The 24,120-nt window shown below is 67.4% G+C and carries 25 protein-coding genes; 13 read left to right on the forward strand and 12 right to left on the reverse strand.

Annotation, left to right across the window (positions count from 1 at the left end; genetic code table 11):
- Nucleotides 1–14: 14 nt before the first annotated feature.
- Genes BAU07_RS08965 through BAU07_RS08975 form a run of 3 tightly spaced genes read right to left on the reverse strand, consistent with a single transcriptional unit; the run spans nucleotide 15 to nucleotide 2,697 of the window.
- The gene (locus BAU07_RS08965) at nucleotides 15–1,721 is read right to left on the reverse strand and encodes a PhoH family protein (RefSeq protein ID WP_066656310.1); all 1,707 of its coding nucleotides are present in this window, start codon (nucleotides 1,719–1,721) and stop codon (nucleotides 15–17) included.
- Nucleotides 1,722–1,780: 59 nt separating this feature from the next.
- Nucleotides 1,781–2,245: a peroxiredoxin gene (locus tag BAU07_RS08970; RefSeq protein ID WP_066656313.1), complete on the reverse strand. Its 465-nt coding sequence runs from the start codon at nucleotides 2,243–2,245 to the stop codon at nucleotides 1,781–1,783.
- A complete protein-coding gene (locus tag BAU07_RS08975) occupies nucleotides 2,242–2,697 on the reverse strand; it encodes an Mth938-like domain-containing protein (protein WP_066665121.1) in 456 nt (151 codons plus the stop codon). The genes BAU07_RS08970 and BAU07_RS08975 overlap by 4 nt, the downstream gene beginning before the upstream one ends.
- Before the next feature lie 167 nt (nucleotides 2,698–2,864).
- Here BAU07_RS08975 and alaC point away from each other — a divergent pair, with 167 nt between their 5' ends.
- From alaC to thrC, 3 genes are read left to right on the forward strand one after another with little or no spacing between them, the layout of a single operon-like run.
- Nucleotides 2,865–4,052, forward strand: coding sequence for an alanine transaminase (gene alaC / locus BAU07_RS08980; protein ID WP_066656315.1), 1,188 nt, complete (start codon nucleotides 2,865–2,867; stop codon nucleotides 4,050–4,052).
- Nucleotides 4,049–5,353, forward strand: a complete 1,305-nt coding sequence (locus tag BAU07_RS08985; protein WP_066656317.1) for a homoserine dehydrogenase — start codon at nucleotides 4,049–4,051, stop codon at nucleotides 5,351–5,353. Before alaC ends, BAU07_RS08985 begins: the two co-directional genes overlap by 4 nt.
- Complete coding sequence (gene thrC / locus BAU07_RS08990) at nucleotides 5,350–6,759, forward strand: threonine synthase (RefSeq protein ID WP_066656319.1); 1,410 nt, start codon at nucleotides 5,350–5,352, stop codon at nucleotides 6,757–6,759. The genes BAU07_RS08985 and thrC overlap by 4 nt, the downstream gene beginning before the upstream one ends.
- Here the strand turns inward: thrC and BAU07_RS08995 are convergent.
- The 6 genes from BAU07_RS08995 to BAU07_RS09020 form a co-directional block, all read right to left on the reverse strand.
- Nucleotides 6,732–7,781 (reverse strand): FAD:protein FMN transferase, encoded by a 1,050-nt coding sequence (locus BAU07_RS08995; protein WP_066665122.1) that lies wholly within the window; start codon nucleotides 7,779–7,781, stop codon nucleotides 6,732–6,734. The two genes, thrC and BAU07_RS08995, sit on opposite strands and share 28 nt — an antisense overlap.
- A gap of 59 nt (nucleotides 7,782–7,840) precedes the next feature.
- The gene (locus BAU07_RS09000) at nucleotides 7,841–8,659 is read right to left on the reverse strand and encodes a DUF4198 domain-containing protein (protein WP_232338271.1); all 819 of its coding nucleotides are present in this window, start codon (nucleotides 8,657–8,659) and stop codon (nucleotides 7,841–7,843) included.
- Nucleotides 8,660–8,670: 11 nt separating this feature from the next.
- Nucleotides 8,671–9,192 carry a DUF2271 domain-containing protein gene (locus tag BAU07_RS09005; protein WP_066656321.1) on the reverse strand — a complete coding sequence of 174 codons (522 nt, stop codon included), beginning with the start codon at nucleotides 9,190–9,192 and terminating at the stop codon, nucleotides 8,671–8,673.
- A gap of 27 nt (nucleotides 9,193–9,219) precedes the next feature.
- Complete coding sequence (locus BAU07_RS09010; RefSeq protein WP_066656323.1) at nucleotides 9,220–9,906, reverse strand: PepSY-associated TM helix domain-containing protein; 687 nt, start codon at nucleotides 9,904–9,906, stop codon at nucleotides 9,220–9,222.
- 190 nt (nucleotides 9,907–10,096) lie between these two features.
- Nucleotides 10,097–11,068: a D-2-hydroxyacid dehydrogenase family protein gene (locus BAU07_RS09015; RefSeq protein ID WP_066656334.1), complete on the reverse strand. Its 972-nt coding sequence runs from the start codon at nucleotides 11,066–11,068 to the stop codon at nucleotides 10,097–10,099.
- A gap of 41 nt (nucleotides 11,069–11,109) precedes the next feature.
- Nucleotides 11,110–12,105 carry a tripartite tricarboxylate transporter substrate binding protein gene (locus BAU07_RS09020; protein ID WP_066656336.1) on the reverse strand — a complete coding sequence of 332 codons (996 nt, stop codon included), beginning with the start codon at nucleotides 12,103–12,105 and terminating at the stop codon, nucleotides 11,110–11,112.
- A 259-nt stretch (nucleotides 12,106–12,364) separates the two neighbouring features.
- Between BAU07_RS09020 and nodI the strand changes: the two genes are divergently transcribed.
- The 3 genes from nodI to crcB are packed head-to-tail and all read left to right on the forward strand — an operon-like array spanning nucleotide 12,365 to nucleotide 14,609.
- The gene (nodI, locus tag BAU07_RS09025) at nucleotides 12,365–13,324 is read left to right on the forward strand and encodes a nodulation factor ABC transporter ATP-binding protein NodI (RefSeq protein ID WP_084025522.1); all 960 of its coding nucleotides are present in this window, start codon (nucleotides 12,365–12,367) and stop codon (nucleotides 13,322–13,324) included.
- A gap of 28 nt (nucleotides 13,325–13,352) precedes the next feature.
- The gene (locus tag BAU07_RS09030) at nucleotides 13,353–14,186 is read left to right on the forward strand and encodes an ABC transporter permease (RefSeq protein WP_084025524.1); all 834 of its coding nucleotides are present in this window, start codon (nucleotides 13,353–13,355) and stop codon (nucleotides 14,184–14,186) included.
- 39 nt (nucleotides 14,187–14,225) lie between these two features.
- A complete protein-coding gene (crcB, locus tag BAU07_RS09035; RefSeq protein ID WP_157122494.1) occupies nucleotides 14,226–14,609 on the forward strand; it encodes a fluoride efflux transporter CrcB in 384 nt (127 codons plus the stop codon).
- Nucleotides 14,610–14,635: 26 nt separating this feature from the next.
- Here crcB and hpnE read toward each other — a convergent pair whose 3' ends face one another.
- The 3 genes from hpnE to hpnC are packed head-to-tail and all read right to left on the reverse strand — an operon-like array spanning nucleotide 14,636 to nucleotide 17,629.
- The gene (gene hpnE / locus BAU07_RS09040) at nucleotides 14,636–15,940 is read right to left on the reverse strand and encodes a hydroxysqualene dehydroxylase HpnE (RefSeq protein WP_066665139.1); all 1,305 of its coding nucleotides are present in this window, start codon (nucleotides 15,938–15,940) and stop codon (nucleotides 14,636–14,638) included.
- Nucleotides 15,937–16,800 carry a presqualene diphosphate synthase HpnD gene (gene hpnD / locus BAU07_RS09045; protein ID WP_066656338.1) on the reverse strand — a complete coding sequence of 288 codons (864 nt, stop codon included), beginning with the start codon at nucleotides 16,798–16,800 and terminating at the stop codon, nucleotides 15,937–15,939. Before hpnD ends, hpnE begins: the two co-directional genes overlap by 4 nt.
- Nucleotide 16,801: 1 nt before the next feature.
- Nucleotides 16,802–17,629 (reverse strand): squalene synthase HpnC, encoded by an 828-nt coding sequence (hpnC, locus tag BAU07_RS09050; RefSeq protein WP_066656340.1) that lies wholly within the window; start codon nucleotides 17,627–17,629, stop codon nucleotides 16,802–16,804.
- Between the two features lie 150 nt (nucleotides 17,630–17,779).
- On the opposite strand from hpnC, the gene alr reads away from it, so the two are divergent.
- The 7 genes from alr (at nucleotide 17,780) to BAU07_RS09085 (ending at nucleotide 24,052) form a co-directional block, all read left to right on the forward strand.
- The gene (gene alr, locus BAU07_RS09055; protein ID WP_066656343.1) at nucleotides 17,780–18,928 is read left to right on the forward strand and encodes an alanine racemase; all 1,149 of its coding nucleotides are present in this window, start codon (nucleotides 17,780–17,782) and stop codon (nucleotides 18,926–18,928) included.
- 170 nt (nucleotides 18,929–19,098) lie between these two features.
- Complete coding sequence (locus BAU07_RS09060; protein WP_066656345.1) at nucleotides 19,099–19,815, forward strand: SDR family oxidoreductase; 717 nt, start codon at nucleotides 19,099–19,101, stop codon at nucleotides 19,813–19,815.
- Between the two features lie 45 nt (nucleotides 19,816–19,860).
- The gene (radA, locus tag BAU07_RS09065) at nucleotides 19,861–21,231 is read left to right on the forward strand and encodes a DNA repair protein RadA (RefSeq protein WP_066656347.1); all 1,371 of its coding nucleotides are present in this window, start codon (nucleotides 19,861–19,863) and stop codon (nucleotides 21,229–21,231) included.
- A gap of 306 nt (nucleotides 21,232–21,537) precedes the next feature.
- Nucleotides 21,538–21,738: a hypothetical protein gene (locus tag BAU07_RS09070; RefSeq protein ID WP_066656357.1), complete on the forward strand. Its 201-nt coding sequence runs from the start codon at nucleotides 21,538–21,540 to the stop codon at nucleotides 21,736–21,738.
- A 200-nt stretch (nucleotides 21,739–21,938) separates the two neighbouring features.
- The gene (locus tag BAU07_RS09075; protein ID WP_066656360.1) at nucleotides 21,939–22,676 is read left to right on the forward strand and encodes a 4'-phosphopantetheinyl transferase family protein; all 738 of its coding nucleotides are present in this window, start codon (nucleotides 21,939–21,941) and stop codon (nucleotides 22,674–22,676) included.
- A 260-nt stretch (nucleotides 22,677–22,936) separates the two neighbouring features.
- Nucleotides 22,937–23,164, forward strand: coding sequence for an MbtH family protein (locus BAU07_RS09080; protein ID WP_066656363.1), 228 nt, complete (start codon nucleotides 22,937–22,939; stop codon nucleotides 23,162–23,164).
- A 27-nt stretch (nucleotides 23,165–23,191) separates the two neighbouring features.
- A complete protein-coding gene (locus tag BAU07_RS09085; protein WP_066656370.1) occupies nucleotides 23,192–24,052 on the forward strand; it encodes a thioesterase II family protein in 861 nt (286 codons plus the stop codon).
- Nucleotides 24,053–24,120 lie beyond the last annotated feature (68 nt).

The raw sequence follows: 24,120 nt of genomic DNA on the forward strand, positions 1-24,120 counted from the left end.
GGCTCCATCCGGCGCTAAAGGACATCCCCGGCGTAATCGGCCAGCCTGGACCGCTCGCCCCGCTGCAGCGTGACGTGGCCGGAGTGCGGCCAGCCCTTGAAGCGGTCTACCACGTAGGTCAGTCCGGAACTGCCCTCCGTGAGATACGGCGTGTCGATCTGCGCGATGTTCCCCAGGCAGATCACCTTGGTGCCGGGGCCGGCCCGCGTGACCAGCGTCTTCATCTGCTTGGGCGTCAGGTTCTGCGCCTCGTCGATGATCAGGTACTTGTTCAGGAAGGTGCGGCCGCGCATGAAGTTCAGCGACTTCACCTTGATGCGGGAACGTATGAGGTCCATGGTGGCGGCGCGGCCCCAATCGCCGCTGCCTTCTCCGTCGCCCATGTTGAGCACGTCCAGGTTGTCTTCCAGGGCGCCCATCCAGGGCAGCATTTTTTCTTCCTCCGTCCCGGGCAGGAAGCCGATGTCCTCGCCGACCGGCACGGTGACACGGGTCATGATGATCTCGGTGTAGCGCTTGGTCTCCAGGACCTGGGTCAGTCCGGCCGCCAGGGCCAGCAGGGTCTTGCCCGTGCCCGCCTGCCCCAGCAGCGAGATGAAGTCGCACTCCGGGTTCATCAGCAGGTTCAAGGCGAAGTTCTGTTCGCGGTTGCGCGCCGTGATGCCCCAGACATTATTCTTGCCGTGCGTGTAGTCGCGCAGCGTCGCCAGGACCGCGGTCTTGCCGCTGACCTCGCGTACCTGGGCATACAGCGGCATCTGTCCTTCGAAATACACGAACTGGTTGACCACGAACTGCGCGCACAGCGGCCCGTTGATGCGGTAGAACGTGGTGCCGCCCTGCTGCCAGGATTCCACGTCCTTGCCGTGCTTGTTCCAGAAGTCCTCCGGCAACTGCATGACGCCGGTATAGAGCAGGTCCGAGTCTTCCAGGACGTGGTCATTGAAGTAATCCTCGGCCGCCATGCCCAGCGCCCGGGCCTTCAGGCGCATGTTGATGTCCTTGGACACCAGCACGACTTCGCGCTGCGGATACTTTTCCTGCAGCGCGCGCACCACCCCCAGTATCTGGTTGTCGGCCTTGCCCATGGGCAGGTCGGACGGCAGCGTGCTGTGTATGGCCGTGGTCTGCAGCAGCAGGCGGCCGTTGGCGTCCTTGTTGCCCAGCGCGTTAAGCGCCAGGCCTTCGTCCAGCTTGACCGTGTCGCTGACCAGCGCATCCAGCGATCGGCTGACCTGGCGGGCGTTGCGCGCCACTTCGGACATGCCTTTCTTCTGGTGGTCCAGCTCTTCCAGCGTCATCATCGGCAGGAAGATGTCGTGTTCCTCGAAGCGGAACAGCGAAGTCGGATCGTGCAGCAGGACATTGGTGTCCAGCACGAACAGCTTGCGCACACCGGCCTCGGCCCGTATGCGGTTCTTGCGCGCCGGCCCGGTCACCGGGGGTGGCGTGGCCGCGCGCAGGGCGGGGGCGGTACCGGCCGCCGCCGCGGGCGCCTGCCCCGTGGCGGTGTTGGCGGCCGGGGCCTTGCGCGCCGTGCTCTTGCGTGGGGCCTCGGCCCGGGCTTCGCCCATGCCGGCAAGCTCGGGCTGGACCAGCCTGGCGGGCTGCTGGGGGTTCGATGCCGGCTTGGCCGCCGGTGCGGCCGGGGTGCGGGCGGCTTCGCCCGACGGGAAGGTCAGGATGGCGGCGGGGCGGGTGGGCAACTTGGGAAGCGGCATGGACGTCACTCTCCTTGGGGGGCCGGCAATATCGCCTGACGATGACTGCGCAAAACGGATCAACCGATGCTTTTGGCGGCTTGCAGGACTTCCTTCGCATGGCCGGGCACCTTCACGCCCCGCCACTCCTGCACCAGCACGCCATAGGCATCGATCAGGAAGGTGCTGCGTTCGATACCGCGCACCTGCTTGCCATACATATTTTTCTGCTTGATGACCCCGAACAGATTGCACACGGTTTCGTCGGGGTCGGCGATGAGGGGGAAGGGAAGCTCGAATTTGCAGCGGAAATTCTCGTGCGACTTCAGCGTGTCGCGCGATATACCCAGCACCACGCAACTGGCCGCCAGGAATTCCTCGTGCAGATCGCGGAAGTCCTGGCTTTCGGTGGTGCAGCCCGGGGTGTTGTCCTTGGGATAGAAATAGAGGACCACGGCGCGCCCACGGCATTGCTCCAGGCTGATCGGGCCTATGGTGCTGTCTGCGCTGAAAAGCGGGGCGGGTTTGCCTATGATCGGCTTCATTGCGAGGGATCTCCGGTGGGAATCAGTGCGACGACGACGCGGCGGCCTTCGGCCATAAGTATGTTGTAGGTCCGTGCGGCGGCCTGCGTATCCATGACCTCGATGCCGACACCGGATTTCAGCAGAGGGCGCAGCACGTCCGGCCGCAGGAATCGCTGGCGGCCGCCCGTGCCGATGAGCAGGACTTCGGGGGCGTTGGGTGGAAGGGCCGGCGCCGCTTCGGGTTCGTCGAGGAAGGCCAGCGGATCGTGGACCGGTTCCGGCAGGCCGGCGGCCTGGCGCAATAGCGCGGAAGTGATCTGATCTGCGCTGGTGACCTGCCATTCTGCGACCGGGCCTTCCGGGCCGAATGCGACAGCGTGGGAAAAACGTACCTGGTTGACTTTGATATATCCGTCACCGTATGCGGTGACGGTATTCAGCGCCGACGCAGGGTCTGTGTGCAGCTTCAATAAGGACTCCGGCTTGTTGTGCGGATAATAGCGCATCGAACCGCGCGCATGTTGCGCGCCCAACACGGGCGAAATCCCTTTTGCCGGTGTATTTGCCGCGCTGCCCGCCTTCGGCTAGATTATCGGGTTAGCCCATAATTCCCCACCCCGCAACAAGGATTCCCGCCATGAGGAAGTTCTCGCGCATCGAGCGCCTGCCGCCTTACGTTTTCAATATCACTGCCGAATTGAAAATGGCGGCACGTCGGCGCGGCGAGGACATCATCGACATGTCGATGGGGAACCCGGACGGCGCCACGCCGCGGCATATCGTCGACAAGCTTATCGAGGCAACCAACCGTCCGGACACGCACGGCTATTCGGTTTCGAAGGGGATCCCGCGCCTGCGCAAGGCCATTTCTGACTGGTATCGCCGCCGCTACGACGTGGAGATCGATCCGGACAGCGAAGCCATCGTCACGATCGGCTCCAAGGAAGGCCTGGCGCACCTCATGCTGGCCACCCTGGACCAGGGCGATACCGTACTGGTGCCCAACCCCAGCTACCCCATCCATATCTATGGGGCGGTGATCGCCGGGGCGAATATCCGGTCGGTGCGCATGACGCCGGGCGTGGATTTCTTCGAGGAGCTGGAGCGCGCGGTGCGCGAATCCATCCCCAAGCCCAAGATGATGGTGCTGGGTTTTCCCAGCAACCCGACCGCCCAATGCGTGGACCTGTCCTTCTTCGAACGCGTGGTCTCGCTGGCCAAGGAGCACGATATCCTGGTTGTGCATGACCTGGCCTACGCGGATATCTGCTTCGACGGCTACGTGGCGCCGTCCATCATGCAGGTGGAGGGCGCGCGCGATGTCGCCGTCGAGTTCTTCACCATGAGCAAGAGCTACAACATGGCCGGATGGCGCATCGGCTTCATGGTGGGCAACCGCGAACTGGTGCATGCCCTGGCGCGCATCAAGAGCTACCACGACTACGGCACCTTCACGCCGATCCAGGTGGCCTCGATCGCGGCGCTGGATGGTCCGCAGGACGGCGTGCGCCAGGTGGTGGAACAGTACCGCAGCCGCCGCGACGTGCTGGCGCGCGGGCTGCATGAGGCCGGCTGGAACGTCGAGATCCCGAAGGCCTCGATGTACATCTGGGCGGAAATCCCCGAGCCCTACAAGGCCCTGGGCTCGCTGGAATTCGCCAAGCGCCTGCTGGCCGATGCCAAGGTCGCGGTTTCGCCCGGCATCGGTTTCGGCGAGTATGGCGACGACTATGTCCGCTTCGCGCTCATCGAAAACGAACAGCGCACCCGCCAGGCGGTGCGCGGCATCAAGGAAATGTTCCGCAAGGACGGATTGCTGAAATGAATCCCATGAAGGTAGGCCTGCTGGGGTTGGGCGTGGTGGGCGGTGGCACGTGGACCGTGCTGTCGCGCAACGCGGAAGAAATCGCGCGGCGCGCGGGCCGACGCATCGAGGTCACCCATATCGCCGTGCGGGATGCGGCCAAGGCGGCCGCCCGGGTGGGCGACGCCGTGGCCGTCACCACCGATCCGTACCAGGTGGTGCGCGACCCCAATATCGATATCGTCGTCGAGCTGATCGGCGGCGACACGCTGGCGCGCGAACTGGTGCTCGAAGCCATCAACCAGGGCAAGCATGTGGTCACGGCCAACAAGGCGCTGCTGGCCAAGCATGGCAACGAGATCTTCGCGGCCGCGTCCGCGCGCGGCGTGATGGTCGCCTTCGAGGCGGCGGTGGCCGGCGGCATTCCCATCATCAAGGCGATACGGGAAGGCCTGACCGCCAATCGCATCGAGTGGGTGGCCGGCATCATCAACGGCACGACGAATTTCATCCTGTCCGAGATGCGTACGCGCGGACTGCCGTTTGCCGAAGTCCTGGCCGAGGCCCAGCGCCTGGGCTATGCCGAGGCCGATCCCACCTTCGATATCGAAGGCGTGGACGCCGCGCACAAGCTGACCTTGCTGGCCTCGCTGGCTTTCGGCGTGCCCGTGCAGTTCGACAAGGCCTATGTGGAGGGGATTTCGCAGCTGGCGCAAGAGGACATTGCGCATGCCGAACGCCTGGGTTACCGCATCAAGCTGCTGGGCATGACGCGACGGCGCCCCGACGGTATCGAGCTGCGCGTGCATCCGGCCCTGGTGCCGGCCGAGCGCCTCCTGGCCAATGTGGAAGGTCCCATGAACGCCGTGCTGGTGCGCGGTGACGCGGTGGGGCCGACCCTGTACTACGGCCAGGGCGCCGGCGAAGAGCCGACCGCTTCGGCGGTGGTGGCGGACCTCGTCGACGTGACGCGGCTGCATACGGCCGACCCGGGCAACCGCGTGCCGCACCTGGCCTTCCAGCCCGATGCGATGTCCGACACCCCTATCCTGCCGATCGAAAAGGTATCGACGTCGTACTATCTGCGGCTGCGGGTGGATGACCAGCCCGGTGTGCTGGCCGATATCGCCCGTGTGCTGGCCGAGCACCGCATTTCCATCGGTTCCATGATCCAGCAGCCCTCGCATATCGGTGGCGCGGACATTATTTTCCTTACGCACCAGGCCGTCGAAGGCCAGGTCAACCGCGCGATCGAGCGCATCGAAGGGCTGCCCTTCGTGCGTTCGCGCATGACCCGTATCCGCATGGAGACCTTATCGTGAAATACGTTTCCACGCGTGGCGGCATGGCGCCGCAAAGTTTCTCCGACATCCTGCTGGAAGGGCTGGCCCCCGACGGCGGCCTGGCCGTGCCGGAGGTCCTGCCGCGCCTGTCCGCCGAGACGCTCGCCGGCTGGCGCGGGTTGCCTTATGCGGACCTGGCGTTCGAAGTGCTGAGCCTGTTCGCCGACGATATCCCGGCGGACGACCTGCGCCGGCTGACGCGCGCCGCCTATACCGAGCAGATCTTCGGCAGCGAGGACATCGTGCCCTTGCGGCCCCTGGGCGGCGGGCTGAGCCTGCTGGGCTTGTCCGAGGGCCCGACCCTGGCCTTCAAGGACATGGCCATGCAGTTCCTGGGGCAGGTTTTCGAATACGTGCTGACCAAGCGCGGCACGACCCTGAATATCCTGGGCGCCACCTCCGGCGATACGGGGTCGGCCGCCGAATATGCCTTGCGCGGCAAGAAGGGCGTGGCGGTATTCATGCTGTCGCCGCACGGGCGCATGAGCGCTTTCCAGCGCGCCCAGATGTATTCGCTGCAGGATCCGAACATCCACAATATCGCGGTGCACGGCGTCTTCGACGACTGCCAGGACATCGTCAAGGCGCTGGCCGGCGACCTGAAGTTCAAGGCCGAGTGCCGCATCGGCGCCGTCAATTCGATCAACTGGGCGCGCATCGCGGCTCAGGTGGTGTACTACATCCACGGTTGGCTGAAGGCCACCACGCGGGCGGACCAGCAGGTGTCCTTCGCGGTGCCGTCCGGCAACTTCGGCAATATCCTGGCAGGCCATATCGCCCGCCGCATGGGTCTGCCGGTGCGTCACCTGGTGCTGGCGACCAACGAGAACAACGTCCTCGAGGAATTTTTCCGTACGGGCGTCTACCGCCCGCGGCCTGCCGTGCAGACCTACGCGACCTCCAGTCCTTCGATGGATATTTCGCGCGCCTCGAATTTCGAGCGTTTCGTGTACGACCTGGTCGGCGGCGATGCCGCACGGGTGGCCGCGCTGTGGAAAGAGCTGGCGGGTACCGGGCAGTTCGACCTGTCATCGCTGCGGCCCGCGTTCGCATCGCAATATGGTTTTGTCGCGGGCGCCAGTTCGCATGCCGACCGCCTGGCGACGATACGCTCCACCTATGACGAGAGCGGCGTGTTGATCGATCCGCACACCGCCGACGGCGTCAAGGTGGCGCAGGCCTATGTGGAGCCGGGCGTGCCCATGCTGGTGCTGGAAACCGCGTTGCCGGCCAAGTTCTCCGACACCATCGAGGAAGCGCTGGGCCGGCGCGTGCCGCCTCCCGCGGCGCTGGCGGACCTGGAATCGCTGCCGCAGCGTGTGCAGATCCTCGACTGCGATGCCGAGGCCGTGAAAGCCTACGTGCGCACGCACGCCGCCTTGTAAGCCGCGGCGAGGCGGCGGCCGGACGGCTGCGCCAGGCAAGCCTGGAAGGCCGGGGTCGGCGCGACCCTGAGGCCGCCGTCGCCACGCAGCAGGAATACCGCCGCGATGCCGCGCGCCCGCGCCCATGCCATTCCGTTCCGCTCGCCCAGGACCAGCAGCGCGGTCGCCAGCGCGTCCGCCTGCATGCAGCCGCCGTGCAGCACGGACACCGACGCCACGCCATTGTCCACGGCAAGGCCCGTGCGCGGGTCCAGCGTGTGCGCATGGCGGCGCCCCTGGTGCATGAAATAGCGTTGGTAATCGCCCGAGGTGGCCAGCGCGGCGTCGCCCAGGCTCAGGGCCAGCGCGGGACGCCCATCCTCCGGGCTTTCGATGCCCACCCGCCAGGGCTGGCCATCGGGGCGCTTGCCTCGCGCGCGCAGTTCACCCCCCACCTCGACCAGGTAATGCCGCAAGCCCAATGCATCGAGCGCTTTCGCTGCAGCGTCGACGCCATAACCCTTGGCGATGGACGAAAGGTCGAGCATGACGCCGCCCGGCTGCCAGATGCGCTGCGCCGATTCGTCCAGCCGCAGCGCCCGCCAGCCCGCGTCGCTGCGCCATTGCCCGAGCCAGGCCGGATCCGGGGGGCGCGCACCGGGTGGGCGGGACGCCTGTCGCGTGTCCTGGTGTGCACCGCGCGGGCCGAACCCCCAGGCCTCGGCCAGGGCTCCCGCCGCGGGATCGTAGGCGCCTTGTGTTTCCTCCGCCAGCCAGAGCGCATAGCGCATCACTTCGAAAAATGCGGCGGGGACGCGGTACCAGCCCTGCAAGGCGCGATTGAAGCGCGACAGGTCTGTATCGTTTTCCCAATGGCTCATCTGGGCCACGACGTCGTCCAGGGCGGCCTGGATCGCATGTCGTGCCCCGTGTTGCGTGACGCCTGGCGGCAGCAGCAGCCGAGCCGACCATGTGGTTCCCATCGTCGCGCCGGCCGGCGCGGCCGGCCGCGCCGGCGCCGGCGTGGGCGCGCGGACCGCCATGTGGTCCTGCGCCCGCGGCTGCACGAGCCGCTGCCAGCGCGCCGCTGTCGGCACGTCACTCAAGGTTGCAGGACTTCCAGGGTCGCCGCGTACATCAGGCGCCGCTTGCTGGCTTGCGGGACGCTGACTTTGTCGTCCTGGGCGTCGGCTTGCAGCCAGTACAGGCCCGGGGCGGGCCAGGTGATCCTGACGAGCCCGTCCTTGTCCGTCTTCAACGCGATTTCGCCGGTCCGGTCGCGATAGCGGCCGCCGGCCGGCACGACCGTGACTTCATGGCCCGCCGCGGGCCGGCCATCCAGGCGCAGTTCGAAGGTCGCCGGTTCCCCGCTGAACAAGTCGTTGGGGTGCGTGACAGGAACCAGTTCCAATCCCTTTCCCACGGGCGGGAGCGGCGTGGGCTTGCCTTGCGTGACGAAGGTTTCCACGCGTCCCAGGCTCTGGACCACTTCGAGGTCCTGGGCCTGCGCGGGGATGGCCTGGGCCAGGCCATCGGGTTTGCCCACATAGCGTTTCGTCTGGCCGTCCTGCTTCCAGCGCGCGAATACCCCGTCGTTGACCACGGCGATGCGGTAAGTGCCCTGCTGGGCCAGCGGCACGTCGAAGGTGCTGCGCAGCTTGCCGCGGCCGACGTTTTCCGGCGTGACGGCGGCACCGGCCGGACCCGCGATCTGCAGGCCGTCCAGGCGCAGCGGCGCATGGTTGAAATAGAACTTGTCATTGCCGACGGCGGCATCGACGGTGACCCAGCCGGTGTCGCCGGACAGGACGGTGGAGGAGGGCACGATCCACATGTCATGGGCCCGCGCCGCCATGGGCAGGGACATCGCGGCGGACAGGAGGAAGGCGGCTGCCAGGGTCTTGCGGTGGGGAAGCATCATGGTCGCGGGTCTCAAGGCTGCAATTTCATGGCGATTTCACCCAATTCGTGCTCGCCGCTGGCGCGCAGGGGCTGGGGCTGCGGCTGGCGCGGCGGCCAATCGAAGGGAATGCGCACCAGTTCCCGGCCGCCTACTTCGCGGGCCGCTTCGACGGCCAGCACATATGCGCCGGGCTGCAAGGTCGCGAGCGGCGCGGCGTTGGCATCGAAGCGCAGCACCTGCCGTCCCGCCGGACGCGTCGCACCGCTGACGCCGTCCACCGGGAATTGCTGGGTGCGGCCGCTGCGGCGCCACCACTGGCGCATGTCCTTCAGCCATTCCGTGCCTTCGTTGTTCTTCTTGGCCACGTCGTACCACACCGCCAGGTCCGCGACGGCCTGCTGGTCCGGACGTTCCAGCCAGATCGCGACATAGGGACGGTGGTATTCGGAGACCTCGAGCCGCGGGATCTCCACGGTCAGTTCCATGCCGCCGGCGTGGGCGAGCCGACCGAAGAGCCCGGCCAGCAAGGCAGGCAGTACAAGCTTGCGCATGACGATGTTCCTGATGCGGAAAACGATTCAATGGATGAAGGTGGCGGCCAGCAGCACGGGCACCAGCACGCCCAGTCCTACCATGGGCCAGGTGGCGCGCCGATGACCCGCGTGCAGCTTGAGCAGCAGCAGCCCCGTCAGCGAGAAGACCAGACAGGCCAGGGCGAATACGTCGATGAACCAGCTCCAGGCCGTCCCGGCGTGCCGGCCCTTGTGCAAATCGTTCAGGTACGCGATGGCGCCGCGATCGGTGCGCTCGTACTCGACATGGCCGCTTTCCATGTCCACGGCCATCCACGCGTCGCCGCCCGGCCGCGGCAGGGATATGTAGAGTTCGCTGCTGGACCATTCGGCCCCATCAGACGGCACGCGGGTATCGAAGCGCTCGCTCAGCCACTGCGCGACGCCGTCGGGCAACGGCCGCGACACCTTGTTGCGCCGGGATGCCGGGGAGGATGGCGTGCCGCTTCCCGCGCCCGCCGCCGATGGTGCGCCTGCGGCGGCGTGCAGGCTGCGCAGAAGGTCGCCGGGCAGGTCGGCTTGCGCCGAGACCACGCGCGGCCGTGATTCGATCAGCCCGGCATTGTTGAGCGTCCAGCCGGTGATCGCGAACGCCAGCATGCCCAGCAGGCACAGCGCCGAGCTGATCCAGTGCCATTGGTGCAGCTTCTTCAGCCAATAGGCGCGGCGGCTTGGAGCAGGGCGGGCAGTCATGTTCGGCAGTCGAAAAAGACGCCGAACATTAACAGAAATGAGAATCTATATCAATTGTGGGCGCTGACGGCACCCCGCGTTCAAGCGCGGGTAATTGACGATGCCGCTGCAGAACGCGCTGAAGCATCGCGCTTTCATGCGTTCGGCAGCCGTGAAGTTCGCACTTCGCCATCGTCAACGAGGACCGATATCAGCGGCCTCCAATCACCTCCGGGTTCACCAGGTTGACAGGCTTGCCGGCGCAGAAGGCATTGATGTTGTCGAACGCCGTGCCGAAATAGGCTTCGTAGTTGTCCCGCTCGACGAAGCCCAGGTGCGGCGTGCACAGCGCGTTGTCCAGATGCAGCAGCGGGTGGTCGGCGCCCAGCACGGGTTCGGATTCGAAGGTGTCGACGGCGGCGTAGCCCGGGCGGCCCTGCCGCAGCGCCACTTCCAGGGCGCCGGGCGCGATCAGTTCGGCGCGGCTCGTATTGACCAGCAGCGCATCCGGCTTCATGCGCGCCAGGTCGTCGGCGCCGATGACGCCGCGCGTGGCCTGACCCAGCCGCAGGTGCAGGGTGACGACGTCGCTGTCCGCGAAGAAGGTCTCGCGCGTGGGGGCGACATCGATACCGTCGGCGCGCGCGCGTGCGGTGGATTCGGGGCCGCCCCACACCCATACGCGCATGCCGAAGGCACGTCCGTAATCGACCACCTGGCGGCCGATGCGGCCATAGCTCCACACGCCCAGGCGCTGCCCGCGCAATTCCTGGCCGAGCGTGTGCTGCCATTGCCCGGCGCGCAGGCGATTCGCTTCCGCCACCAGATGGCGGCGGCTGGCCAGCATCAGCGCCCAGGCCAGTTCGGCCGTGGCCGCGCCGGAACCCGAGCCCTCCGCCACCGCGACGCCGTGCGCGGTGCACGCGGCGATATCGATGTGCGGCGCCGTTTTGCCGATCTGGCTGACCAGGCGCAACCTGGGCAGGCGGCGCAGCAATTCCTCGCCCAGGCGGGTGCGTTCGCGCGTCAGCACGATGCAGTCGGCGTCCTGGAAACGCCGGGCAAGGGTGTCGATATCCTTGACCGTATCGTGAAAGATCGTGACGTCGTGCCCGGCAAGCCTGGCATAGCAGGCGAGCCCGCGCACGCAGTCCTGGTAGTCGTCCGGTATGGCGATATGCATGGTGCGCTTACGCAAAAAGTGAGCGGCCTTGGCGGGGCCGGTTATCCGATGGAAATGTGCAGCCGGCCGATGGTCTGTTTCCATCCCACCAGGTCGTCGTGGATCAGCGTGGCGAACGCCGGCGGCGGCATGCCCCCCGGATCGATGCCGACGGACGCAAGGTAGCGCTTGGCTTCGTCGCTGTTGAGCGCGTCGCGCACGGCGTCGTACAGGGCCTGCCTGGCGGGCGCGGGCGTGCCGGCCTTGACGAGGGCGCCGTACCAGGCATGGATATCGAAGCCGGGGTAGCCCGACGCGGCGATCGTCGGCACTTCCGGCAGGGCCCGCGCTCCCGCGGCAGGGGCCACCGCCAGCGCGCGCACCTTGCCGGCGCGCAGGTAGGGCAGCAAGGTCGGAACGTCGAGGAACATGAACTGCAGCCGGCCGGCCAGCAGATCGGTCAAGGCGGGCGCCGCGCCGCGGTAGGGGACGTGCGTCACGTCCAGGCCCGCGCGGTCGGCGAACAGCGCGCCCGCCAGGTGTGCGGACGTACCGTTGCCCGAGGAGCCGTAACTCAGCGCGCCGGGCCGGGACTTCGCGGCCTTCACCAGATCGGCCAGCGTGTGCGCCGGATCGTCCTCCCGCACCACGAGAACATGGGGGATGAAGCCGACCACGGTGATCGGGTCGAAGTCCTTTTCCGCGTCGTAGGGCACCGACGACATCAGCGCCGGCGTGGTCACCAGCGTGATGGACGAGAGCACCACCGTGGTCCCGTCCTCCGGCGCGCTGCTGACCGCATTCAAGGCCACGATCCCGCCGCCGCCCGGGCGGTTGTCCACGACCACCGAGCGCTTCAGCGACGGGCTCATGACCTTGCCGATCAGGCGGCCCAGACTGTCGACCGGCCCGCCGGGCGCGAAGGGCACGATCAGCCGCAAAGGCTTGTCGGGGAGCGCGGCAGGCGTGGCGGCCAGCGTGGCGCGCGATACCCAGGGCGCCGTCATCGCTGCGGCGGCGGCCGCCAGCAGGCGACGGCGTGATAGGGATGCGTTCATTCTTGTCTCCGTGGACGGAAGGGCGCGGCAGCACGCCGTGCCGCGCACGCGTGCCGGCGTGCGCGACCTGCGTCGCACCTTGGGCGTTGTGCGGGGCACGTGGCGGGGGCGTCGTGCGTTGTGCGGGCCAGTGTAGAGGAAGACCGGCGGCGGGCGCCGTGGGTATTTCCATTGGGTGGAAATGCTGGGGCGCCGTGCCCAGCAGGAAGACCGTGCATGCGTATGGGCGTGGCCGCGCCGCGCCCGCTAGAATGGGTGCATGACGCTCGCGACGCCAACGACGGTTCCCGCTACGCCCGATACGCTCGCCCTGCGCATCGAGGGGCTGCACAAACGCTACAACGGCCGCCCCATCGTGCAGGATCTTTCCTTTTTCCTGCGCCGTGGCGAATGCTATGGACTGCTGGGTCCGAACGGGGCCGGCAAGACCACGACGCTGCGCACCTTGCTGGGGCTTACGCCTTTCGATCGCGGCCATATCGATGTGCTCGGCCACCCGGTGCCCGCGCAGGCACGCATCGCCCGCATGGGCGTGGGCGTGGTCCCCCAGATGGATAACCTGGACCCCGATTTCACCGTGGCCGAGAACCTGCTCGTCTTCGGCCGCTATTTCGGGCTGCGCGATGCGCAGATCCGCGCCCGCATCCCGGCGCTGCTCGAATTCGCCGCGCTGACGGCGAAGGCGCAGGCGCGCATCACGGAGTTATCCGGCGGGATGAAGCGGCGGCTGACGCTGGCGCGCGCCATGATCAACGACCCCGATCTCATCGTGATGGACGAGCCCACCACCGGGCTGGACCCGCAGGCGCGCCATCTGATCTGGGAGCGCCTGAAGGCGCTGCTGGCGCGCGGCAAGACCATCCTGCTGACGACGCACTTCATGGACGAGGCGGAGCGGCTCTGCGATCGCCTGGGGGTGCTCGACCAGGGACGCATGATCGCCGAAGGCACGCCGCGTGCATTGATCGACCGGCACGTCGAGCCGCAGGTGGTGGAGGTCTACGGCGACGCGCTGCAGTCATGGCTGGACCGCCACCGCGCCACCCTGGCCGCGCGTGTCGAAGTCAGCGGCGAGACGGCATTCTGCTATACCGGCGATGCCGAGCCGATCGTCCGTACCCTGCGCGCCACGCCCGGATTGCGCTATCTGCACCGTCCGGCGAACCTGGAGGACCTGTTCCTGCGCCTGACCGGCCGCGATATGCGCGAGGACACCTAGTGCCGGTCCACATTGGAAGGAATCCCACATGAGCGTCGACCCCGTCGCCTCCCAGGCTGCGGCCGTTCCGCCTGCCGCCGCGCGACCGCTGTGGCACTGGCCATGGCTGACCGCGCGCAGCTTCGCCGTCGTGCGGCGCAATTTCCTGGTGTGGCGCAAGACCGCGCTGACCACGATATTGGGCGATGTGCTGGACCCGATGGTCGCGCTGCTCGCGCTGGGCTACGGACTGGGATCGATGCTGCCCGGCGTCGACGGCGTGCGGTATGTGACGTATCTGTCCGCCGGCTCGATCTGCGTGGGCGCGCTGTACGGGGCAACCTTCGAGGCGACTTACAACGCCTTTTCGCGCCTGCAGATCCAGCGCACCTGGGATGCCATGCTCAATACGCCGCTGAGCCTGGACGACGTGGTGTGGGCCGAGATACTGTGGGCGGCCGCCAAGGCGATAAAGAGCGGCATCGCGATCCTGGTCGTGGTGGTGGCATTGGATATTTCGCGCGCGGCCACGTTGGCATGGGTGCCGCTGGTGCTGGTGCTCCTGGGCCTGGTGTTCGCCGGCATGGCCATGATCGTCAGCGCGCTGGCGCGGGGCTATGACTTCTTCATGTATTACTTCACCCTGGGCGTGACGCCCATGGTGTTCCTGTCCGGCGTGTTCTTTCCCGTATCCCAATTGCCGGCACCCCTGGTCGCCGTCATGCAGTGGTTGCCGCTGTCGCCCGCGGTGGACATCGTGCGGCCGCTGGTATTGGGCAAGGCACCGCCCGACCTGGGGTGGAATCTGCTTCAGCTGGGCGTCAGCGCGGTGTTGGCGATCTGGCTCGCGGCGGTGTTGATGCGGCGGCGTTTATTGCGATAATCGGGCCTTTCTTTTCGCGCGCGCCGCGCCCCCATCATGCTGCCCATGCTTGCCCCCCTGAACTTCATAGCGATCGGCATTGGCGCCGCGCTGGGCGCGTGGCTGCGCTGGCTGCTGGGCCTATCCCTCAATGCGGGCGGCTGGCCTTGGGGCACGCTCGCCGCCAATCTGGTGGGTGGATACCTGATCGGCGTGCTTGTCGCGCTGGTCGGTTCTCATCCGGACTGGCCGGCCTGGGTGAGGCTGGCATGCATTACCGGCTTTCTTGGCGGACTCACGACCTTTTCGACGTTCTCGGCCGAAACCGTGGCCTTCCTGGAAGAGGGCGCCGCCTGGACCGCGTTGGGCTACGCCGGGGTCAGCCTTGCGGGCTCGCTGCTGTTGACGGCAGCCGGCTTGTACACGGTCCGCGTGCTGCTGTAGCCGGCTCGCGCCATCACCCCGCCTCCTCAGCCCGCGCCCATGATCCATGCCGCGGCGCGCTGGCCGCTGCGCACCGCGCCTTCCAGCACGCCGGGATAACCGGTATCGGTCCAGTCGCCGGCCAGCCCCAGCGTGCGCCACGGCGTGGCCTGGCCGGCACGCGGCAAGCCCGGGAGCGCCATGAAGGTCGCGCGCCTGTCGATCAGCAGGGTGGCGTCCAGCACCTCCGGCATGGGGGGCAAGCCGCCGCGCGCCGCCTGCTCGCGCAACTGCACCATCAACGCATCGATGACCTGCTGCCGGTCGCGCGCAGCGAGGCTTGCCGCGGCGCTTGCGACGACGGCGATCTCGCCCGGTCCATCCGCGGCACCCGCGAGCCAGGCACGGTCGAATACCCACTGGCCGTCCTGTCCTTCGGCGGGATAGTCATGCAGCATCATCATCGGCTGCGGCAGCGGCCAGGGCTGCGCCAATCGCAGTGTCAGCGTGGCAATGGGGGAATGCGGTATATCGGCCAGTCCGGCGGCGAACTGGGCCGCCCGGCCCTGCGCCAGCACGCGCGCGGCGGCCGCGGGCGGCACGGCCAGCACCGCTGCGTCGTAGCGCGTACCGTCGACCACGATGCCGCCATCGTCGGGATCCACGGCCCTGACGGCATGGCCATACCGCATGCGGCACGTCGCCGCGGCCGCATCCGGCCATAGCGCGGAAAGATCGACGCGGGGCACCAGGATGTCGGAGGCGGCGCGCCTGCCGGCCAGGCTGTCGCGCAGGACATGGGCGTAGAGCTGCGCGCAGGCCTGCCCCGGCGCCGTATTCAGGGCCGCCAGACAAAGCGGTTCCCACAGCAGTCGTATGACGCCGGCCGGTTGGCGCAGCCGGTCCAGCAGCCTGGCGACGGTCTCGCCGGCGGGCACGCGCCAGCGGTCCGCCCGCAGGCGCCGCATCAGCCGCAGTGCCGCGCGGCGGTCCCGCCACGCGAGCCCGCGGGCCGTCAGCAGGCCCCAGGCCGCATGCCAGGGCGCCGGCAGGCGCGGCGCCGCCAGGCGGAAGCCGCCATCCAGGCTGGCGAGGCGCAGGGGCAGGCGCGCCAGCAGGGTCTCGGGATCCCGGCCCAGCCGGCGCATCAAGGCCAGCGTATCGGCGTAGGCGCCCAGCAGGATGTGCTGGCCGTTATCCAGCGGTAGCGCGCCGCCTTCGCGCGGCACCCGGCGCGCCCGGCCGCCCGGCGTGCGGCCGGCCTCGTACACGGTGACCTCCCAGCCGGCATCGCGCAAGGCCACGGCGGCCGACAGGCCCGCCCAGCCGGCTCCGACGACGGCGGCTTTCACCGTGACAGCCGCCGCACGAGCCCCCGTCCGCCGCTCACCCAGGTCTTCCAGGCCAGCCATAGCTTGCGCACGGGCGTCAGGGAGATCCGCTGATGCAGCACCTGCCAGTCGTCACGCTCGATTTCGTCGAGCAGCGCGTGGTAGATGGCGGCCATCATCAGGCCGGGACGCTGGGCCCGCCGATCGGCCTCGGGCAGGGCGGTCATGGCCTCCCGGTACAGTCCACGCGCCCGTTCAGCCTGGAAGGCCATCAAGGCGCTGAAGGCGGGGGAATACCTGCCGTCCAGGATGTCCGCCGCCTTGACGCCGAACTGCTGCAGCTCGTTGACCGGCAGGTAGATGCGGCCGCGGCGGGCGTCGTCGCCGACGTCGCGGATGATGTTGGTCATCTGGAAGGCGAGGCCCAGCTTTTCGGCATACTGGAGCGTGGCGGGATCGGTATGGCCGAAGATCGCAGCGGACATTTCACCGATGACGCCCGCCACGTGCCAGCAGTATTTGCGCAGCCCCGGCCAGTCCAGGTAGCGCGTCTGGTCGAGGTCCATTTCCATGCCGTCGATGACGGCCAGGAGGCGCTCACGGGTGATGCCATATGCCTCCAGGTGGGGCGCCAGCGCGCGCGTGACGGGGTGGCTGGCCGCGCCGCCGTACATTTTGTCGACCTCGGTACGCCACCAGGCCAGCTTGATGCGCGCCACGGAGACATCGGTGCATTCGTCCACCACATCGTCGACCTCGCGCCCGAAGGCGTACAGCGCGGTGATGGCGCGCCGGCGCTCCGGCGGCAGGAAGAGGAAGGCGTAGTAGAAGCTGGACCCGCTCTTGGCGGCCTTGTCCTGGCAGTATTCGTCGGGAGTCATTTCAGGTGCAAGCGCGCCACAGCATGACGCCCCAATCCTTGGCGCCCAATTGAGGGCGGTTCATGAACACGTCATAGCGTGCCATTTCGATGCGTTCCAGTATACGCAGGCCGCCTTGGACCACCAGCCGCAATTCCAGGCCGATACGGCCGGGAAGGCGGCGGGCCAGCGGCGCGCCGCAGTTTAACAGCGCGCGGGTGGCTTCGATGCGCTCGGCCATCAGGGCCGTCCATTGCGGCGACAGGCGGCAGGCGGCGATGTCATCCTCCGTGACGCCATGGCGGCGCATCGCATCCAGCGGCAGGTAGATGCGGTCCTTGCGATGATCCACCCGGACGTCCTGCCAGAAATTGACCAACTGCAATCCGCTGCAGATGGCATCGGCGTCGCGCAGGTTGTCCGGCGTCACGGCGCCATACAGATGCAGCATCAGCCGTCCGACCGGATTGGCCGAACGCGCGCAGTAGTCCAGCAGAGCGGGCATGTCGGCATAGCGCTTGACGCTTACGTCCTGCTCGAAGGCGGACAGCAGATCGTAGAAGGGCGTGATCGGCAATTGATGCCGGGCGATGGTGGCCGCCAGGGGCTCGAAGATGGGCGCCAGCGCGGGCGCCGGCCCCGCATCGCTGCGCGCGCCGGAGGCGATCCAGTGCAACTGCGCCCGGTAGGCCGCCAATTGCTCCAGCCGCCAGGCGTCCTCCATGGCGCCTTCGTCGGCGATGTCGTCGGCGCTGCGGGCGAAACGATAAATGTCCGCGACGGCGCCGCGCAGGCGGCGCGGCAGCAGCAGGGAGGCGACGGGGAAGTTCTCGTAGTGGTCGACGGCCATGGCAGGATGTCCCGCGGTCCGCGCCGCGCAGGCGCTCGGCCTTGCGCGCGGCATGTGTAGCGGGCGTTGATGGGATCCCTATTTTAGAGGTGAGACGCCGGCCGGCCCGCGCGCACGATCGGGTAGACTTAGCGCCTCAGGATAGCCGCGATGCCACGACCGATTTCCGTCACTATTTCCGTCTCCGCACTGGCGCACAATCTTGGCGTGGTGCGCCAACATCTGGATCAGGCCACCGCCGCCGGCGCCGCGCGATCGGCAGGCACGCCCCGGGTGCCGCCGTCGATCTGGGCCGTCATCAAGGCGCATGGCTACGGGCACGGCATCGAGCAGGCCATGCAGGGCTTCGCCCAGGCGGATGGCCTTGCCATGCTCGATCTGGCCGAAGCCGCGCATTGCCGTGAATCGGGCTGGGGCAAGCCGCTCCTGCTGCTGGAAGGCTATTTCGAACCGGACGACCTGCATGTCGTCGATCGCCATCGCCTGACCACCGTCGTGCATTGCCAGCCCCAGCTCGACATGCTCGCCCGCTTCAGGCCGCAACATCCGCTGAATATCTTCCTCAAGCTCAACACGGGCATGAACCGCCTGGGATTCGAGCCGGGCGCCTATCGCCAGGCGTATCGCCACGCGCAGGAACTCCAGGCGCGCGGCGTGGTGGGCACGCTGGGCCGCATGACGCACTTCGCCAATGCGGACGGTCCGCAGGGCATCGCCGCGCAGCACGATGTGTTTCGACGTGTCGCCGGGGACCTGCCCGGCCCGGCCAGCGTGTGCAACTCCGCCGCGACCCTCCGCTATCCGGAAATCGCCGTGGCGGACAGCCCGGCGGCAAGCTGGGTGCGGCCGGGCATCTGCCTGTACGGCGCTTCGCCTTTCTTCGACACCGACGCGGCCTCCTTCGGCCTGCGTCCGGCCATGTCGCTGCGCTCGCGCATTATCGCGATCCAGGCCTTGCAGCCCGGCGATACCGTGGGCTACGGCAGTCTCTTCACCGCGCAGGCGCCGACCCGCGTCGGCGTCGTGGCGTGCGGCTATGCCGATGGCTATCCGCGCCATGCCGGCACGGGCACGCCGATTGTCGTGGAGGGCGTGCGCACGCGCGTGCTGGGCAGGGTGTCGATGGACATGCTGGCCGTGGACCTGACGCCCGTGCCGGACGCCAGCATCGGCGCGCCGGTTTCGCTGTGGGGCGCGGACGGTCCGTCCGTCGACGAAGTCGCCCAGGCGGCCGGCACCATCGGCTACGAACTGCTCTGCGCGCTGGCGCCGCGCGTGCCGGTGCGCACGACGCCCTGAAGCCCGCTTGCCGCCGTTGCCGACCCGTCCCGAGCGAGCCTGACGGCCGCCTGACCCCTGCCTGACCACCGCCTGACCGCGCTTACGAAAGACGAGACATCCGCTCCGGATGGTGGTCTACTTGGTGCTTTGCGGTAACCGGTACGTAGGTACGAAGGCAGGGTAGATCCATGAAAGATAAATGCGTCCTTGTGACGGGCGCGACCAAGGGGATTGGTTGGGCGCTGACACGACGTCTGGCTGACATGGGTTGTCATGTGGTGGGCATTGCCCGCAACACCAGCGACGTCGATTTTCCCGGCTATCTCTACGCCTGTGACCTCTCGGATGCCGGCACGACGGAAGAAGTGCTGCGCGAGATCCGCGAGAAATTTCCGGTCGACGCCGTGGTCAACAACGTCGGCCTGGTCCAGCCGCAGCCGCTGGGCGCCATCGAACTGGCCTCGCTCTTCAATGTGCTCGATCTGAACGTCCGCGTGGCCGTGCAGGTTGCGCAGGCCTTTGTCGAATCGATGAAGGCCCGCCGTTCCGGGCGCATCGTCAATGTGGTCAGCCGCGCCATCCATGGCGGCTACGACCGCACCAGCTATTCCGCGGCGAAGAGTGCCCTGGTGGGCTGTACGCATACCTGGGCGCTGGAGCTGGCGGAGTTCGGCATCACAGTCAATGCGGTCTCGCCTGGCCCCATCGAGACGGAACTGTTCCGTGCCAGCCGTCCGGTGGGCAGCGATGCGGAGAAACGCATGCTCGCGTCCATTCCCATGAGGCGTATCGGCAGTCCCGACGATGTGGCCGCGGCGATCACCTTCCTGCTGTCCGACGATGCCGGCTATATCACGGGCCAGGTGCTGGCGGTCGATGGCGGGGGCAGCGTCGCCGGCCGCTGACACGGCCTGCCGCATCCATGGCCGCCTTGCCGGTACACTGCCGGCATGGCCAAATCACGAACCGTCTATGTCTGCGCCGAATGTGGCGGCACCAGCCTGAAATGGCAGGGCAAATGCCCGCACTGCTCGGCCTGGAACACCCTTGAGGAAACCGTGGAAACCGCCGCCCCTGCGGCGGCGGCCGCGCATCGTTACGCGCCCCTGGTCGCGTCCAGTCCGGTGCGCAGCCTGGCCGACATCGAAGCGCGCGAAGTGCCGCGCCAGCCGACCGGGTTCGACGAGTTCGACCGCGTGCTGGGCGGCGGCCTGGTGGCCGGCGCGGTGGTGCTGATCGGCGGCGACCCCGGCATCGGCAAATCGACGCTGCTGCTGCAGGCATTGGCCTCGATGTCGGCGGCGTCCAACGTGCTGTATGTGACCGGCGAAGAATCCGCCGAGCAGGTGGCCCTGCGGGCGCGGCGCCTGGGGTTGTCCACCGGCAATGTCAATCTGCTGGCCGAGATCCGCCTGGAAGCCATCCAGGCCGCGGTGTCGGAGCAGAAGCCGGCGGTCGCGGTGATCGATTCGATCCAGACCCTCTACAGCGGGGAATTGACGGCCGCGCCGGGCTCGGTGTCGCAGGTGCGTGAATGCGCCGCGCAATTGACCCGCCTGGCCAAGCAGACCGGCATCGCCATCGTCATGATCGGCCACGTCACGAAGGATGGGGCGTTGGCGGGGCCGCGCGTGCTCGAACACATCGTGGACACGGTGCTGTATTTCGAAGGGGATACCCATTCCTCTTTCCGCCTGGTGCGCGCCTTCAAGAACCGCTTCGGCGCGGTCAATGAGCTGGGCGTTTTCGCCATGACCGATCGCGGTCTGCGCGGCGTACCGAATCCATCGGCCTTGTTCCTGTCGCAGCATGACCGGCAGGTCGCCGGCTCCTGCGTGATGGCCACGCAGGAAGGGACGCGGCCGCTCTTGGTGGAGATCCAGGCATTGGTCGACGGCGCCCAGGGCGGCAATCCGCGGCGGCTGACTGTCGGCCTGGAAAGCAATCGCCTGGCCATGCTGCTGGCCGTGCTGCACCGGCACGCCGGCGTGGTGACTTCGGACCAGGATGTATTCGTCAATGCGGTCGGCGGCGTGCGCATTACCGAACCCGCTGCCGATCTGCCGGTGCTGCTTTCCATCATGTCTTCGCTGCGTGACCGGCCTTTGCCGCGCGGCCTGGTGGCCTTTGGCGAAGTCGGGCTGGCCGGCGAAATACGTCCGGCGCCGCGGGGCCAGGAACGCTTGCGCGAAGCGGCCAAGCTCGGCTTCAGCGTGGCGCTGATTCCCAAGGCGAACGCGCCGCGGCAGCCCGTGGAAGGCCTGGACGTGTGGGCGGTGGACCGCCTGGACGAAGCGCTCGACCGCCTGAAGCAGGAATGACCGCGCGTCGCGGCATGTCGATGAATGCTGTTTGAATGAGCATTGAAAGATGAATGACGGCTGCGGCGATGCGCGTGTGCAGGCGCGCGCCGATGCGTCCGATGATATGTCGTTGGATGCATGCAGAAGCGCGGCGTAGCGCCCGCGTACAGCAAGGTGTCAGCGGCCCTGCGCGAACGGCGAATCTTTTTTCGTCGCGGATGAAACCTTCGCGACGGTGCCTGCTCCAAGGCAGTACGGGAAACACGGCGGGGTGCCGTGCCCGTGGAATAAGGCCCGGTGGCCTTACTTGATATGGAGTCCTAAATGACCAACCGTTCCCGTATTGCTGCTTTTCTTTCCGTGTCGGCGCTTTGCCTGGGCCTGACCGCGGCGCCGGCTGTTTTCGCGGCAGAGGGCAGCACCGCCACCAAGACGACGAAGGCGCACACGCACAAGAAGGCCAAAGGCTCGATGGCCAAGAAGTCGGCGACTCACGCCGCTACGCCGTCCACGCCCGCGAAGTAAAGCGCGCGGTCGTGCCGGTCGAGGCGAAGCTTCCGGGAGGGAGCTTCGCCTTTTTGCTGCGCGGCCGGCTGGGGTGCGGTATGGGTCCAGCTCCGTCGGGTGTAAGCTCGCCGTGCGCGCATCGCCGGCCGGCATGCGGAGCGCAAACCACCGAAGCGCAAACCACTGAAGCCCAATCAACTGAAGTGCAAAGCGTCCTCATGCTCCCTTGCGTGGCCATCACGCCGTTGAAGACCGTAGGCGTGCCCGACGATGTCGCGATGTGGCGGCTCGACCTCGATCTGCGTGCGGACTTGCCGGAAGGCGTGATGCGATGGCTGGACGAAGCGGAGCGCGCCCGCCTGGGTCGCTATGTGCGCCATGAGGACAAGCTGCGCTTCGCCATCACGCGCGCAACCCTCAAGCACCTGCTGGCACAGGCGGTCTCTTGCGCGGATCCGGCTCGCGTGTCGTTGACCTACACGAACCGCGGGCGTCCCCAATGGGCCGCGTCGGAGCTGCGCTTCAATGTCTCTCATTCCGGCGCGCTCGCATGCCTTGCCTTATCGCCGATGCGCGAAGTCGGCATCGACGTCGAGTCCATGTCCGGCATCCATACCGATATCGAAGCGCTGGCACGCATCGTCCTTACCGATGCCGAGTGCGATGCATGGACGCGCCTGCCGGCTTCGCAACGCGCCGATGCCTTCTACCGCCACTGGGTGTGCAAGGAAGCGGCGCTGAAGGCCACCGGCCATGGCATCGCGGAGTTGCTGCGGCATATCGCCGTGCGACCCGCCCAGGACCCTGCCGGGCTGCGTGTCGAATGCGACCTGCCTACGCGCGAGGGCGCGTCGCTGCAGCAATTGTCCCTGCGCATGCTGGCCTTGCCCGCCGGCTATGCCGGCGCGGTCGCATGGGCGCCACCCCATGCAGGGTCTGGCGCGCGGTCCGGGTGACATGTCGCGCTTGCGTCACGCTGGCTGCAGACAATGCCGGGATGGGGACTACGGTGTCCCCACATAAGCCCATATAACGAGTCGCATCGATTTTCTTCCATTGCGAAGATGCTTGTCGATGCGCCTTGACATCACGAGTCGCTACCCGTAGATTTCGCAATGACAGTGCAAATGATAACGATTCTAATATGCACTCAATCGAATACAAACTCGCGTGACATACAAGCCGCGCGAGTCCTGATCTACAGCGGAGGGACTGCATGAGCTGGGATGATGAGCAGGTTCGATTCAAGGTCGTGATCAATCACGAAGAGCAATATTCCATTTGGCCGGCGTACAAGACCCGCGTTCCGGACGGCTGGCGTGAGGCCGGCATGGAAGGGAACAAGGCGGAGTGCCTGGCCTATATCGAGCAGCATTGGACCGACATGCGGCCCTTGAGCCTGCGCAAGGCGATGGACGGCGAAGCGGCGACTGCGTCTTCGTAGCCGCCCGCGCCCAGCCGGCCGTCTGCCGTGACACGACCCGTCCTGAACCTGCTGTGCCTGCCCTACGCGGGCGGCAGCGCGTCCATGTACCGCTTTTGGCCCACCCATGTGCCGCCATGGTTGCGCGTGGTGGCGCTGGAGCTGCCCGGACGCGGCGCGCGTCAGCAGGAAGATGCCCTGGCGGATTGGCCGGCGCTGCTCGATGTTCTTGCCAAGGATGCGCGGCCATGGCTGGACCGGCCGTACGCGCTTTTCGGCCACAGCATGGGGGCCTTGATCGCCCTGGAGCTCGGCCATCTCTTGCGCGACCGCCATGGCGCGGCGCCGGCATGGCTGGGCGTTTCCGCCTGCACCGCGCCGTCCCGCCGCAAGCCGGAACACCAGTGGCTCTCGTGCTCGCGAAGCGAGTTGCTGGGCGAACTCCGCGCGCTGAAGGGTACGCCTGCGGAACTGCTCGATAACGCGGAATTCATGGCCATGATCGAGCCGACCTTGCGTGCGGATTTCCATCTGTGCGGGACGCACGTATCACCGCCACGGGAGCCCTTGCACTGCCCGGTGCTTGCGCTGTGCGGCCAGGACGACACGGATATCGCCGGCGACCCCGACAACCTGCGCGGCTGGCAGCGCGAGTCGGATGGGCGGTTGCGGACGCAACTGCTGGACGGCGGGCATTTTTTCATTCAGGTCCAGCGCGAGGCGGTGCTCGCGGAAGTCGTGCGCGAGCTGGCCGCCGTCGCGGAATCAATCACCTCGACCCCCCTCGTATCGAGGGCGATGCATGGGTACGGCGGTACCGCGCCGTTGGCACCCGACAGACAAACGGACAGCACACGTTCTTCTGGCAACGACATGCACGCTCGCTCCGGCAACTCGACCTCCTGTTAGCCGCCCCGCGCACGCGCGGCCCGGCGCATGGCCACGGCATTTGCCGCGGCCCGGACCGACTTCGCCTG

The sequence above is a fragment of the Bordetella flabilis genome (genome assembly GCF_001676725.1).
Classification (GTDB): Bacteria; Pseudomonadota; Gammaproteobacteria; order Burkholderiales; family Burkholderiaceae_B; genus Bordetella_C; species Bordetella_C flabilis.